We start from the raw sequence: 12,322 nt of genomic DNA, 5'->3' as shown, positions 1-12,322 counted from the left end.
TCAGGGAAGCCGGATCAAGGTGATTTCGATCGGCAGTTCTTTATCTTCATGCATCGAGGTCAGGATCAGTTTGGCTTGGGGCCAATGAAAAAAGTAATCTGCAAAGATGTCGTGCCTCATCAGCATTGGAACCGGCTCGAAGCTTTCTTCGTCAAAGCCAAGCTTGCGGTTGGCGATTTCGCCCAAGGCCTTGTTTATCTTGGCTCCGATCCGGTCGAAAGCGGCGTCGTAGGCGTCAAAATGCGAATAATCTGGGCTATCATAGTCGAACCACATCCCCGATGCGACGACTGTTGTTCCGGAAGGTCCGGGCTGCAAGCCGGTCAGCAGGTCTTCGACTGTGCCATCAAACACAAATTCGGTGTTAGGCAGGTCGCGTAAGAAATTCATCAATAACTCCAGAAATAGTCGTTGGGCCCTCATATCCGCAAGCAGGAAAGCACTATGATGTCGAAGATAAAAGTGAAAACAGCTGCAATCCTAGGTGGCGGGGTTATCGGGGGCGGTTGGGCCGCGCGGTTCTTGCTTATGGGCTGGGACGTGCGGGTGTTTGACCCCGACCCAGAGGCTGAACGCAAGATGAACGAGGTGCTGGCCAACGCCCGCCGCTCGTTGCCAGGCCTGTCCGACGGGGCGATGCCGGATGAAGGGCAGATAAGCTTTCACGCGGATTTGGCCGAGGCGGTAGGTCCCGCTGACTGGATCCAAGAAAGCGTGCCGGAACGCTTGGACATCAAGCACAAGGTTTTCGCACAGGTGCAGGCTGCCTGCCGCGAGGATGCGGTGATTGGCTCTTCGACTTCGGGGTTCAAGCCGTCGCAGCTACAAGAGGGCGCGGCGCGCCCCGAGCAGATCGTGGTCACCCATCCGTTCAACCCCGTCTATCTTTTGCCGCTGATCGAGGTGGTGCCAAGCCCTGCCAATGGTGCAGGCATGATCCAACGGACCAAGGATATTCTGACCTCCATCGGGTGTTTCCCGTTGCATGTGCGCAAGGAAATCGACGCCCATATCGCGGATCGATTTCTAGAAGCGGTGTGGCGTGAAGCCTTGTGGCTGATCAAAGACGGCATCGCCACCACGGAGGAAATTGACGAAGCCATCCGCATGGGCTTTGGTCTGCGCTGGGCGCAGATGGGCCTGTTTGAGACCTACCGCATTGCCGGTGGCGAGGCTGGTATGAAGCACTTCATCGAGCAGTTTGGTCCATGTCTGGAATGGCCATGGACCAAGTTGATGGATGTGCCGGAATTGACGGATGAGTTGGTGGACCAAATCGCCAGCCAGTCCGATGCGCAGTCCGGCGCGTTTAGCATCCGCGAGTTGGAGCGTATCCGCGACAATAACCTTGTCTCGATCATGCGCGCGCTCAAGGCGCAGGATTACGGCGCCGGCGCAGTGTTGAACCGTATAGACCCTGCCAAACCCGCGCTTGGAGATGTTTCAACGCCGATCCTGACCGTGCAACGCGCGGTGCCCCTCGATTGGACGGATTACAACGGCCATATGAATGAGGCGCGGTACTTGCAGGCATTTGGCGACGCGACGGACCGCTTCATGGAGATGATCGGCTGCGACGCGGATTACATCGCCTCTGGTGGCAGCTACTTCACGGCGGAAACCCACATACGCCACGTCGACGAGGTGCATGCGGGCACGCGAATTCACGTGGACACCCAAGTCCTGCACGGGCAGGGCAAGAAAATGCACCTGTTCCACCGCATGTTTGACGGCGAACGGCTGTTGGCAACAGGGGAGCATATGCTGATCCATGTGTCGCTTAAGACCCGTCGCGCGTCCGAGCCATCGACGGAGATCGCGGCGAAATTATCCCAGATCGCCAAGGCCCATGCAGAGCTAGCGGTCCCCGAAGGTGCGGGGGCGGCGGTCGGCAAGCGATGAGGGTTCTCATTACAGCGGGCGGCTCTGGTATCGGGCATGCTATGGGGGCGGCCTTCGCGGCCGTGGGCGCGCAGGTCTGGGTCACGGATTTGGATGTCTCGCAGGTGCCTGCCGATTGGAACTCCTCGGTGGTGGATGCCTGCGACGCTGCTGGAATGTCGGCGCTCTTTGCGGCAGTGGAGGCCGAATGGGGCGGGCTCGATGTGCTCTGCGCCAATGCGGGAATTGCGGGGCCTACGGCCGCGATTGAGGATGTGGAGCTTGCCGATTGGCATCGCTGCGTTTCGGTCAATTTGGAGGGGGCGTTCTTGGCGGCGAAACATGCCGCCCCGATGATGAAGCGCCAATGCGGAGGGTCGATTATCCTGACGTCCTCGACGGCGGGCCTTTACGGCTATCCCAATCGCGCGCCCTATGCGGCGGCGAAATGGGGGATCATCGGGTTGATGAAAACTCTGGCGATGGAGCTGGGGCCCCATGGCATCCGCGCCAATGCAATATGTCCTGGCGCGGTTGAAGGCGCACGCATGGAGGGGGTGTTGGAGCGCGAAGCGGCAGCCAAAGGCATGACCCGCGACCAAGTCTATGATGGGTATGCGTCGGGGACATCTATGCGCCGCTTTGTGGAGGCATCGGATATCGCCGATATGGCGGTCTTTCTGGGATCAGACGCGGCGCGAATGGTATGCGGGCAAGTGATCGCTGTGGATGGACACACAGAAAACCCTGATCCAAAGATTTGATCTTCTTGCGATTTAATCATTTATTATCAATTGTTAACGCGGATTAATTAATCCATTGCATCAACTAAGTTTTGGAGCAGTTTGGGCATGTCTCTGGACGATAGATCTGCCTCTCGTACCAGCCCGTCAAAATGTGCGGTGATGGCCTGTACCCGCTCACGATCACGGAATGCGAGGTAGTTTCTGCCCAAATAAATGACTGCCAGTTTTGGCCCGAAAATCGTGACAGGTGCCGAATACAGCTTTCGCGCATCGAAAGCATGAAGGCGCAAGGACGGGTACAGCAGTTCGTGCAATTCCAACAGACGGTTCAGCTGCCCCCGACGAATGTGAACCGGGAGGCCTTCGTAATACCCGTGACCTTTCGACATTGCGTAAAGCTCATGCAAGGGCACCGCGATTTCATAGTCGGACTGTGCGCCAAGCATCCACGCCAGCTTGTCCTCGGAGGCGCCGATGGCTTGCTCTGTTGTGCGACCTAGATGTGGGGAATACTCCCACTCCAACATCTCGCGGGTCTTTAACATATCGGGCAGGCTGGCGGGGACATGTCGAATTTTATAGCCCTCGGCTTCGCGGTGCCAGTTATAGATTTGCTCGTCTGCCAAGGCCCGCGGGGCCTCAGAAAACGTCAGGGCTGTGGCCATGAGATCGGCGGCAAGTTCCGGTCGGTCAGTGAGGCCCAGCAACCAATCCGCAGAAACACCTAGCACGCGTGCGCATTCCCCCACGACCTGCGCGTTCGGCAGCCGTGCCGTTTCGGATTTCAGCAATTGAGATACGGTCGAGCGGTCGACACCAATCGCCCGAGCCAAGGCGCTTTGGCTCACATGGCCATTGTCCATGGCGATGGCGATGCGGGAGCGAAACAGCTCTGCACGGTCTCGTTTGTCCATAATTTCAAGCATACGTTTAATTATATCACCAATGCTTGAAAATGTGAACCATCTACAGGATGGCCCCACTCCGCTACCGCGCGCTATCCCAATGGCATTCTGAAAGGGATTATATGGAAAGCAAATCGCGCAGCGTGGTGAAGGCCGTGCTTTGGACCTTGTTGGGCTTCGTCATGATGATCGGTGTGGGCTATGCGTCAACGGGGTCGTTGGCCTTGGGGAGTGGCATGGCCTTCGTCAATTCGGCCTTGGGATTGATCTGCTATGTGATCTACGAGCGGGTTTGGGCGCGAATATCTTGGGGCACGGGGCGCCGTGACAGGTAAACGCGCGGTATTGATTGAATGGCCAACATTGGTCGTCTTGGCCGCCACCTATGCAGCTTGGGGCGGGGCGGTGTTCTGGCTGTCTGAGTGGTCCTTGACGGCTGCGGTCTTGCTGGCTGGGGTAACTGTCGCACAGCAAGCCTCTTTGCAGCACGAAGCCCTTCACGGTCACCCGACAGCTTGGCAATGGTTGAATGCCCTTATGGTGCGCCCGTCTTTGAACCTATTCATCCCCTATGGCCGCTTTCGCGACACGCATCTGGCCCACCACCGCGATGCCAATTTAACCGATCCCTATGATGATCCGGAAACCAACTTTCTGACGCAAAAGGATTGGGAGGGTCAGCCTGGCTGGCACAAAGCCATCCTGAAGCTAAACAACACGCTGGCTGGGCGGATGTTGATCGGGCCATTCTTGGGGCAGTGGGCCTTCTTGCGCGCAGATATGGGAGAGGGGGGCACCAAGATTGCCAGAAGTTGGGCGGCGCATCTAGTTGGGGCGGCTGGTGTGTTGTGGCTTGTCTTCCAGTCCCCGATGCCTGTCTGGGCCTATCTTGTCGCGGCCTATTTGGGGGTGTCGCTGCTAAAAATCAGGACATTCCTAGAGCACCGCGCGCATGAGCAATGCCGCGCACGCTCGGTTATCATTGAGGATCGCGGGCCATTGGCGCTCTTGTTCCTGAACAACAACCTGCACGCCGTGCACCACATGCATCCGCAGGTGTCTTGGTATGATCTGCCCCACACCTACCGTGCGCAGCGGGACCGCTTTTTGGCCTGCAATGATCGCTACCTGTACCCGTCATATGCCACGGTCTTTATGCGCCATCTGTTGTGGTCAAAAGACCCAGTTGCGCATCCGTTGCTACGCCGAGAACAAGAGAACCTAGACGCCTAATGTCGAACAGGTATAGACAAGCGACAGGCAGCGCTTGGAGAGACAAATGGCCCTATGGATATACGTTTCGGTATTTGCGGCCTTCATGCAAAACTTGCGTTTCATGCTGCAAAAGCATCTCAAGGCAACGAAGTTGTCGACCGGTGGTGCAACGTTTTCGCGGTTCTTGTTTTCAAGCCCTTTTATCGCGTTAACCGTTTGGGGCTACCTGTTTGTCACGGGCAATTCCTTTCCGGCTCTCAATGCAACGTTTTGGGGTCATGCCCTGTCGGGGGGGATCGGCCAAATTCTTGCCACAGCCTGCGTCGTGGCCCTATTCGCCGAGCGCAATTTCGCGGTCGGCATCGTGTTCAAGAAAACCGAGGTGGTGCTGACCGCCCTGATGGGGCTGATTGTCTTGGGCGAGGGGATCTCATCCTTGGGCGTTCTGGCGATTGCCATCGGGTTCATTGGCGTCGTTCTGCTGTCTGACCCGCCCAAAGGCGGTGCGCGGTTTTTCAACAAGGCAGCGGGGTTTGGCCTCGGGTCTGGGCTGTTTTTCGGAGTGTCGGCGGTAGGGTACCGTGGTGCGGCGTTGCAGATCGACAGTGCCGATGTGATTGTGCGCGCGGGTGTGACCTTGGCGATTGTCACTGCCTATCAGACGCTGATTATGGCGGCGTGGCTTGCTTGGCGCGATAAGGGCGAGATCGGCCGCGTGGTGGCATCATGGCGGGTGTCGTCGATGGTTGGTGTGACGTCGATGTGCGGCTCGTTCGGTTGGTTCACGGCCTTTGCGCTGCAAAACGCGGCCTATGTGAAGGCAGTGGGTCAGGTCGAATTGGTCTTCACCTTTTTGGCGTCCTATTTCATCTTTAAGGAACGCAGCACGAGCAAGGAATTGGCGGGGATTGCGTTAATTGTGATCAGTATTCTGGTGCTGGTCGCCGCATTGTAGGGAAGGCGCTTGGACATGGCATTGAAAGTATCGGCGGCACAAATGGTTGCGCAGGCAAGAGAGCGGATCGAAGAAATCGAAACCAAAGATGCCATTGCGATGGTGGATGATCCAGATGTGGTCATTGTTGATTTGCGAGATGTCCGCGAACGCCAGCGTAGCGGCTCAATTCCGCGAAGCTTTCACTGCCCGCGCGGCATGGCTGAATTCTGGGTGGACCCCGACAGCCCTTATTTCAAAGATGTTTTCGCCCAAGATAAGAAGTTTGTGTTTCATTGTGCCTCTGGGTGGCGTTCTGCGCTGACTGTGGCAACTTTGAACGACATGGGGTTCAGTGCCGCCCATCTTCGCGAGGGGTTTTCCACTTGGGAGGCGCAGGGGGGACCGGTGGACCGAGGCGGCTCGCAAGAGCGGTAGAAGCGGTCAAAAATTTTTCATATTTGCGACATGCCATCCCTTGACCTTAGGTGAGCTGGTTCATATCTGAACCGAACAGTTCAATTTGATGGCGGGGTGACAACTGATGGGGAGATACGACAACCAGTTTTGGCTTAACCCCTTGAAGGAATTCGTCTCTCCGCCCGTTCTAGAGCACACAAGCATGGACGGTTTGCTGCACTTTGAGTACCGCGAAGACGAGCCCGGGTCGGTGCCTGCACATGTAACGGCCTATAGCACGCTTATCATTCCGGTTCACGACACGCCGGTGCGCATCATTGCGAAACGCGACGGTCACACCGAACGTTTCACCATGCAACAAGACGACATCGCCGTCGCCCTTGCAGGGGTGGAGACCTCATGGGAATGGCTGGATGCGACCAAGGTGATTTTGTTGCATGTCGATCCACAGGTGATGCGCCGCTTTGCGCTGACGGAACTTAAGGTTGTGGTACAGGGCGGGCAGTTCGACGACGCGTTTTTCTTTCATGACGCCGACATTCGCAGCGCAGCAGAGCGAATGTTGGAAACCCTCGCAGATAACGATCTGGGGTCCAGTGTGGTGTTTGATGCTTTGGCCCGCATGTTTTTGGTACAGATGGTCAAACGCTACGGGCAAAGCAACTCGGCTGATGTCAGGTTGGATCGGCACTTCGATGCCCGCCAATACACGCAGGTAGTGACCTATATTGAAGATCACCTTGGCGAAAAGCTTACTCCGGCTCAATTGGCCTCCGAGATCGGCATGAGCGAAGCCGCGTTTTCGCGCAAGTTCAAGGCCAAGGTCGGGGAAACCCCCATGCGGTTTGTCACTCAGATGCGCCTGCAGATAGCAAGCCGGTTGGTCGGTGGTGGCGTCATGCCCTTGGCGCAAATAGCGGCGGATTGTGGCTTTGCGGATCAGGCGCATTTGTCGCGTAGTTTCAAGCAGCAACTTGGGGTGTCCCCCAGCCGGTTTCGCGCTGAACACACCCGCGCATCCCCCCCGCAAGAGACATAAAAAGGCCCCGGAAGGAGTGATCCAACCGGGGCTTCGACTGACTTCGATCACTATTTTCATAGTGCTGGGGACCGGTGAGTCAGTCGTATCTGCCAATGAACATCTTCGCCAGTTGGGCACTGGTGTAGGTGTCTGGGGAGACACCCATGTTCTTGGCAAGTTGCAAATGACCTTGCGAGTTGCGAGAGGTCTGGGCTGGCGCACGCAGCGTTGTTTTGTCGTCTAGATCGTCGCCCGACAGCTTTTTGACGGCAGTCTCCAAAGCAAAGGCAGACCCGCCATTGCCGGCATGTTCTGCGCCGTAAAGTTCAGCGGGGGTCTCTGCCAAGGCAGGCGCGGCGACAAGCGCAATTGCCGTTGCAAAAGTTAGAAGTTTCATCATGTTCATCCTTTATCTGGTACCTTTGGAGCGGTGGGATATGTGCATCCCGTCGCTGATGGGGAACAGATAAAGACTGGCTGACCGGCTGGCTTGAACGCCAGCTGCAGCCCTTTGAACCAGAGCGTCAAAGCACTGGAATAATTTGGTTTTTCCAAAGTTTCTTTGTCGAAGGCTACCGCAGGGTCGCCTCCAAATCCGTGATGAATTCACTATGCATCCGCATCAGTCGCGGCGAAGGTTGCCGCAACTTCAAGGTGTCCGCCAAAGGGTCTTCTGCATGGATCGCGCTGCCGGACATTTGTTGCACGACGTGATGGCCGCAAAATGGGACATAGACCTCGGAATACCCGCCCTCATGAACCAGCACCAACCGATCGCCGCATAGGTCTGACGCGGCCTCTTGTACCATTTCGGTCATCGCGCGGAAGGTCTCGGCGGTGGCCATCATCCGTGACAGCGGATCAATCGCGGCCGCATCATATCCGCACGCTACGATGATCACATCCGGACGGAAGTCGTTGAGGGTCGGCAGAACAAGGCGCTCCATCGCTTCCAGATACATTTCGTGTCCACCACCCGGAGGCAGTGGGATGTTTAAGTTATACCCTTCGCCAGTTCCGACGCCGCGGTCTTCAGCATCCCCCGTGTCCATTGGATAGTTGCGTTCTTGGTGCAACGAAATGGTCAACACGTCGTCACGATCATAGAATATGGCCTCGGTTCCATTGCCGTGATGGACGTCCCAATCAACGATGGCCACGCGGTCGGTCAGACGGTGGGCCAAAGCCGCCTCAACCGCGATGGCGATGTTGGCAAGTAGGCAAAAGCCGTTGGGGAAATCAGGCAAGCAGTGATGTCCGGGGGGGCGCGACAGGGCGTAGGCATTGGTCAATTCACTGTTCAACACGCTAAACAGAGCGTCCTTTGCCAGCCCCGCAGACAATGTGGCCAGCTCGTATCCGCCCTGTGCAAAGGGGGTGCGAAGGCCCATCGAGCCGCCCCCCGCGTCAGATTTTTCTTTGAACTTGCGCAAAAAGGCCTCGGGGTGGACGCGGATAAGGTCGTCCCACTCCACAGGATTGGCGTTGCGATTGTGCAGCTGTTGCGACAGGCCTGTAACATCCATCAAGTTTTTCAGGCGCCGCTTTGTTTCGGGGTTCTCCGGCAGGCCACCCGACGCCAACGGCTGAACCAACCCGCCTAAAGGCAGGGTGAAGGCGAAATCGCCGCCTGCGTGCCAGAAGCATTTTTCGTCCCAAAAGAAGCCGGTTTTGATCATGGTTTGCCCGCCAGCCGATAGCTGCCCTCTGGGAGGTCCAAAGCGGCTGCAAGATCGCGAATCTGCTGCATCGAGAACGAAAGCCTATGAACGCGATCACTATGGGGGTCCAATTGTTCAACGGTTACGCAATCTTCGAAAGCGTTGATCGAAATGTCGCCTTGTAGATGATCTGTGCCCTCATCGATGAGGGTCACTAATGTGGCGTCGAACTCGTGCTCGATAGTGAACATAGGGCCTCCGGCTGCGGTTTGTTTGACCTCACCGTAAGGTGGGAGCGATCAAAATTGCAAATGCTCATCTGCGGGCTTGGCGGGGGAAGCTGGGCGGGCTACATTCGGCGAAAATTATATGAGGTTTGTGATGCGATTACTGCTACCAATTCTTGCGGCTGCGACTTTGGGGGCGTGCACCGTTGACACTGCTGAAACTCCTAACTCCAAACCCGCGCCAAAGCCTGCGGCGGCTGCGAAGAAAAGCCAGCCGCCCAAATTGTCATCGCGCGCGGCCGTGGCGAATTTCAAGGCAGTGGTCCGTCAGGTGGAGCCGGTCGCGGAGCGTGAGTGCCGCAAACGTGCCCCTGATTTGAATTGTGATTTCAAAGTGGTTGTCGACGAGCGGACCAACCAGCCGCCTAACGCCTTTCAAACACTGGATAAAACCGGACGTCCGATCTTGGGCTTCACAATTGCGCTTATCGCGGATGCGCGCAACCGCGACGAGATCGCCTTCGTGATGGGCCATGAAGCCGCGCATCACATCGAACGGCACCTCGCCGAGCAACAGCAATCCGCCATCGGGGGCGCGATCATTGGCGGGATCATCGCGGCGTCGGTCGGCTTTGATGTTGATACTGGTCAGCAGCTCGGCGGGTCCGTCGGCGCGCGGGCCTACTCCAAGAAGAACGAACTGGAGGCCGATGCATTAGGCACGGTAATCGCCAAGCGGGCAGGGTTTGACCCAGTGCGCGGTGCCGAGTTCTTTAACCGCATTCCCGACCCGGGCGACCGCTTTCTTGGGTCCCATCCCCCCAATGCCAGCCGTATCGAGACGGTTCGCAAGGTGAACTCCAAGCTTTGAGCGGTCTAGTCCAACGCGAGTGGCGACGGTTTTCGAACCGTTGCCGATGGTCGTGGCACGGGGGTGTTGCGACTTGGAAAAATGAGCCGAGTTTCAAGTTTTGGGCGTTTGTGAACGTCTGTTCAATTGGGGCGTCGCTGATCTTGCCCCTTAGTGCCGAAGGCCGTGCGTTGATCATTGCTTTGGGGGTGTTGGTGTTGGCGGCAGAGGCCTTGAACACAGGGATTGAGGCCGCGGTGGACCGGTCGGGGCTGGAACATGACGCCTTGGGGAAATTTGCGAAAGACGCCGCCAGCGCGGGGGTGGCGCTGACGGCGATTGCCGCTGGGGCAGCTTGGATGGTATTGATCTGCGCCTTGCTTTAGCGGATTTTTGTGATGTCGGTCCCGTAAAGGCATCTTGGGAAATACGGGTAACTATCGGTGGCGAAATAGACGTAATTACCGTCCAGTAGCGCCCCGTTGCATTTGTCCAGATTTCCGGACCCCCGTTGATATTCAAAGTCTTGGTTGTAGGATCCGTCATAGGCTCCGAAGGGGGCTGAATTGCGCGTGCCGGATTTCAACATGTAGGACGGCATTGCGGATGTGCCGACATAATGGATGGGGAAGCCGTCCGCAGCCCAGCCTATTTGCGTGTGTGCTGACGTGGGGGACAAGGCCTCTGGCATGCCGTGGTAATGGTACAGCCCGCGGTGGTCGACATGGGCGTTGTTCTCGTCCAAGCCAAGCGTGTTGTTGGGGCCCATGCCGTCCAAGTTCCAACCAGAGGCGTCGTCACGCGAGTGCCCGCGGGGGCTGGACGCGTCGTACCAGTCGGCGGTTCCGGGGCGCACGAGGATACCATTTTTCAAGATTCCCGTGACGTTGACCTCTTGGGCTTTGGTGCTTTTTTCAGGGGTGGCAGTCACGCAGACACTTACATTTTGCGCCGAGATGGAATGCGGGTTTCCGGCGTTTGGAAACCGGCCGGTGGGGTGATCTGGGATGCCATTGGAAAGGACGCAAATTTGTGTGTCGGTGCGGTCGATGGAAATGCGATTGGTGAGTGCGTAGACCGCAGTCGCGGTGGTGAGAGCCACGGCAAGGCTAAGAGAAATGGCTTTAAAGTTCATGGGCTGGCTCAGTCCTTAATGTGTTCCAATACCCTTTCAACGCGGATAAGGCGGGGTTCCGTCGAAAAAACTTCTGCCCTAGGGTGCGAGGATGATCCAGCTTGAAAATATCCTGACCGATCGGGGCTCTAAATATGCGGTGTCTGGCGGCCCTGTGAGTACACGAGGCGAGGCGGCGGCCTTTGTTAAGTCGCTGTGCCGTAACAAGAAATATGCCAAAGCCACGCATAACACATGGGCGGTGATCCTGCCGGACGGCACACCTGTGAAGAACGACGACGGCGAAAGCGGGGCGGGAATGGTGATCCTGCGGATGCTGGAACGCGAGGAGTTGGTGGGTGAGGTCGTGGTGGTTACGCGCTGGTTTGGCGGGGTGAAGCTGGGCGGGGATCGCTTCCGGCGGGTGCAGGACTGCGTACGGATTTATTTCGAGGCGCGAGTTTGAGGCATCGGACGCTTGGATCGCGGTGTGTGGTCCGCGGGGCCGAATTGGCGTGGTTAACGTGTTTGTTTACTGGGAAATTGAGGGTCTGCGAAACGTCTGCATTGCGTCGGGCAAGATATGCGCGGTTAGGTTGATTAATGGGGCGTGCGCTGGGTGGTTATTAAGGGATAGTGTGGCTGCTACGTCAACTGGTTAGCGAGCCCCGTCTGAGTGATATTGTTGAGTGCGCTCGGTACGTTTAATGTTTTTTTACAGTCTCTTCTTATAGATGTAGGTGCAAATCCCTAGTTATCAAGGCGTTTCACAACAACTTGTCTATTAGCATGTGCTATTGCAGTGAGGTGCAACTATAGGTAGAAATAGTCTAACTAATGACATGATCCAGCTCTACACTGATCCCGCAATCTAAAGGAGGTAACAATGTCTAGTATAACTAAGTCTGTTGAGACGCTTCTGAAGAAATACAAAGTTACTCACCCACCTGTTCGAGTCGAAGATATTGCCGAGGGCGAAAACGTTGATGTTGTTTTCGTTGCCTTTGAAGGCGGTGCCTCCGATAGAATTCATGGTTTTTATGACCATGATGAGAAAAAGATCTATGTGAATGCGGCCGACAGTGCGGAAGAAAAACAGTACACGATTGCCCATGAATTGGGACATCATGTTTTGCACGCGGAGTATGCCGCTAGCGAAGGTTATGTGCCTCGTTTGAAACATGAGGTCGATACGGTTCAAGAGCGCGAGGCGGATGACTTTGCTACGCGCCTTCTAGTCCCTTCTAGCTTCGCACCGATGTATGCTGATCTATTTTCGGATCGTGAAATGCAAGAAATGTTTCTTGTTACAAGTGACATGTTGAAAGTCGCTAAAAAGACCTTTTGA

At 56.4% G+C, this 12,322-nt stretch carries 17 protein-coding genes; 11 read left to right on the top strand and 6 right to left on the bottom strand.

Annotated elements, in window-relative coordinates:
- Nucleotides 1-390, bottom strand: coding sequence for a hypothetical protein (locus Q0746_RS04230; protein ID WP_298257515.1), 390 nt, complete (start codon nt 388-390; stop codon nt 1-3).
- A gap of 57 nt (nt 391-447) precedes the next feature.
- Between Q0746_RS04230 and Q0746_RS04225 the strand changes: the two genes are divergently transcribed.
- Both Q0746_RS04225 and Q0746_RS04220 read left to right on the top strand, forming a co-directional pair.
- Nucleotides 448-1,902 carry a carnitine 3-dehydrogenase gene (locus tag Q0746_RS04225; protein WP_298257512.1) on the top strand — a complete coding sequence of 485 codons (1,455 nt, stop codon included), beginning with the start codon at nt 448-450 and terminating at the stop codon, nt 1,900-1,902.
- Nucleotides 1,899-2,645, top strand: a complete 747-nt coding sequence (locus Q0746_RS04220; RefSeq protein ID WP_298257510.1) for an SDR family oxidoreductase — start codon at nt 1,899-1,901, stop codon at nt 2,643-2,645. Before Q0746_RS04225 ends, Q0746_RS04220 begins: the two co-directional genes overlap by 4 nt.
- 47 nt (nt 2,646-2,692) lie before the next feature.
- Here Q0746_RS04220 and Q0746_RS04215 read toward each other — a convergent pair whose 3' ends face one another.
- The gene (locus tag Q0746_RS04215; protein ID WP_298257508.1) at nt 2,693-3,553 is read right to left on the bottom strand and encodes a helix-turn-helix transcriptional regulator; all 861 of its coding nucleotides are present in this window, start codon (nt 3,551-3,553) and stop codon (nt 2,693-2,695) included.
- A gap of 101 nt (nt 3,554-3,654) precedes the next feature.
- On the opposite strand from Q0746_RS04215, the gene Q0746_RS04210 reads away from it, so the two are divergent.
- From Q0746_RS04210 to Q0746_RS04190, 5 genes are all read left to right on the top strand, one after another.
- Entirely contained in the window at nt 3,655-3,867 is a 213-nt protein-coding gene (locus Q0746_RS04210; protein WP_298257506.1) for a DUF2061 domain-containing protein, read from the top strand.
- Nucleotides 3,857-4,765: a fatty acid desaturase gene (locus Q0746_RS04205; protein ID WP_298257505.1), complete on the top strand. Its 909-nt coding sequence runs from the start codon at nt 3,857-3,859 to the stop codon at nt 4,763-4,765. The genes Q0746_RS04210 and Q0746_RS04205 overlap by 11 nt, the downstream gene beginning before the upstream one ends.
- Before the next feature lie 46 nt (nt 4,766-4,811).
- A complete protein-coding gene (locus Q0746_RS04200; protein WP_298257503.1) occupies nt 4,812-5,702 on the top strand; it encodes a DMT family transporter in 891 nt (296 codons plus the stop codon).
- Nucleotides 5,703-5,717: 15 nt separating this feature from the next.
- Entirely contained in the window at nt 5,718-6,119 is a 402-nt protein-coding gene (locus tag Q0746_RS04195; protein WP_298257501.1) for a rhodanese-like domain-containing protein, read from the top strand.
- 106 nt (nt 6,120-6,225) lie between these two features.
- The gene (locus Q0746_RS04190; RefSeq protein ID WP_298257499.1) at nt 6,226-7,140 is read left to right on the top strand and encodes an AraC family transcriptional regulator; all 915 of its coding nucleotides are present in this window, start codon (nt 6,226-6,228) and stop codon (nt 7,138-7,140) included.
- A gap of 79 nt (nt 7,141-7,219) precedes the next feature.
- Here Q0746_RS04190 and Q0746_RS04185 read toward each other — a convergent pair whose 3' ends face one another.
- From Q0746_RS04185 to Q0746_RS04175, 3 genes are all read right to left on the bottom strand, one after another.
- Complete coding sequence (locus tag Q0746_RS04185) at nt 7,220-7,519, bottom strand: hypothetical protein (protein ID WP_298257497.1); 300 nt, start codon at nt 7,517-7,519, stop codon at nt 7,220-7,222.
- A gap of 175 nt (nt 7,520-7,694) precedes the next feature.
- Nucleotides 7,695-8,798, bottom strand: a complete 1,104-nt coding sequence (locus Q0746_RS04180) for a class II histone deacetylase (protein ID WP_298258059.1) — start codon at nt 8,796-8,798, stop codon at nt 7,695-7,697.
- Entirely contained in the window at nt 8,798-9,034 is a 237-nt protein-coding gene (locus tag Q0746_RS04175) for a hypothetical protein (RefSeq protein ID WP_298257495.1), read from the bottom strand. Before Q0746_RS04175 ends, Q0746_RS04180 begins: the two co-directional genes overlap by 1 nt.
- Before the next feature lie 130 nt (nt 9,035-9,164).
- Between Q0746_RS04175 and Q0746_RS04170 the strand changes: the two genes are divergently transcribed.
- On the top strand, nt 9,165-9,881 hold the full coding sequence (locus Q0746_RS04170; protein ID WP_298257493.1) for a M48 family metallopeptidase: 717 nt from the start codon (nt 9,165-9,167) through the stop codon (nt 9,879-9,881).
- Complete coding sequence (locus tag Q0746_RS04165) at nt 9,878-10,246, top strand: diacylglycerol kinase (RefSeq protein WP_298257491.1); 369 nt, start codon at nt 9,878-9,880, stop codon at nt 10,244-10,246. The genes Q0746_RS04170 and Q0746_RS04165 overlap by 4 nt, the downstream gene beginning before the upstream one ends.
- Here the strand turns inward: Q0746_RS04165 and Q0746_RS04160 are convergent.
- The gene (locus tag Q0746_RS04160; protein ID WP_298257490.1) at nt 10,243-10,995 is read right to left on the bottom strand and encodes a YHYH protein; all 753 of its coding nucleotides are present in this window, start codon (nt 10,993-10,995) and stop codon (nt 10,243-10,245) included. The genes Q0746_RS04165 and Q0746_RS04160 overlap by 4 nt on opposite strands.
- A 91-nt stretch (nt 10,996-11,086) precedes the next feature.
- Between Q0746_RS04160 and Q0746_RS04155 the strand changes: the two genes are divergently transcribed.
- Nucleotides 11,087-11,440, top strand: a complete 354-nt coding sequence (locus tag Q0746_RS04155; protein ID WP_298257488.1) for a YigZ family protein — start codon at nt 11,087-11,089, stop codon at nt 11,438-11,440.
- A 420-nt stretch (nt 11,441-11,860) separates the two neighbouring features.
- The gene (locus Q0746_RS04150; protein ID WP_298257486.1) at nt 11,861-12,322 is read left to right on the top strand and encodes an ImmA/IrrE family metallo-endopeptidase; all 462 of its coding nucleotides are present in this window, start codon (nt 11,861-11,863) and stop codon (nt 12,320-12,322) included.

Origin of the sequence: uncultured Litoreibacter sp. (genome assembly GCF_947487515.1) — a bacterium.
Classification (GTDB): domain Bacteria; phylum Pseudomonadota; class Alphaproteobacteria; order Rhodobacterales; family Rhodobacteraceae; genus Litoreibacter.
The sequence above is the reverse complement of the archived record's forward strand: the minus strand, read 5'-3'. Positions and strand labels throughout refer to the sequence as shown.

Excerpts from the sequence above, each read along its gene's own strand:
- Q0746_RS04175 (WP_298257495.1), bottom strand. The coding sequence starts at position 9,034 with ATGTTCACTATCGAGCACGAGTTCGACGCCACATTAGTGACCCTCATC.
- Q0746_RS04230 (WP_298257515.1), bottom strand. The coding sequence starts at position 390 with ATGAATTTCTTACGCGACCTGCCTAACACCGAATTTGTGTTTGATGGC.
- Q0746_RS04170 (WP_298257493.1), top strand. The coding sequence starts at position 9,165 with ATGCGATTACTGCTACCAATTCTTGCGGCTGCGACTTTGGGGGCGTGC.
- Q0746_RS04160 (WP_298257490.1), bottom strand. The coding sequence starts at position 10,995 with ATGAACTTTAAAGCCATTTCTCTTAGCCTTGCCGTGGCTCTCACCACC.
- Q0746_RS04185 (WP_298257497.1), bottom strand. The coding sequence starts at position 7,519 with ATGAAACTTCTAACTTTTGCAACGGCAATTGCGCTTGTCGCCGCGCCT.
- Q0746_RS04220 (WP_298257510.1), top strand. The coding sequence starts at position 1,899 with ATGAGGGTTCTCATTACAGCGGGCGGCTCTGGTATCGGGCATGCTATG.
- Q0746_RS04225 (WP_298257512.1), top strand. The coding sequence starts at position 448 with ATGTCGAAGATAAAAGTGAAAACAGCTGCAATCCTAGGTGGCGGGGTT.
- Q0746_RS04155 (WP_298257488.1), top strand. The coding sequence starts at position 11,087 with ATGATCCAGCTTGAAAATATCCTGACCGATCGGGGCTCTAAATATGCG.
- Q0746_RS04215 (WP_298257508.1), bottom strand. The coding sequence starts at position 3,553 with ATGCTTGAAATTATGGACAAACGAGACCGTGCAGAGCTGTTTCGCTCC.
- Q0746_RS04195 (WP_298257501.1), top strand. The coding sequence starts at position 5,718 with ATGGCATTGAAAGTATCGGCGGCACAAATGGTTGCGCAGGCAAGAGAG.
- Q0746_RS04200 (WP_298257503.1), top strand. The coding sequence starts at position 4,812 with ATGGCCCTATGGATATACGTTTCGGTATTTGCGGCCTTCATGCAAAAC.
- Q0746_RS04150 (WP_298257486.1), top strand. The coding sequence starts at position 11,861 with ATGTCTAGTATAACTAAGTCTGTTGAGACGCTTCTGAAGAAATACAAA.
- Q0746_RS04210 (WP_298257506.1), top strand. The coding sequence starts at position 3,655 with ATGGAAAGCAAATCGCGCAGCGTGGTGAAGGCCGTGCTTTGGACCTTG.
- Q0746_RS04190 (WP_298257499.1), top strand. The coding sequence starts at position 6,226 with ATGGGGAGATACGACAACCAGTTTTGGCTTAACCCCTTGAAGGAATTC.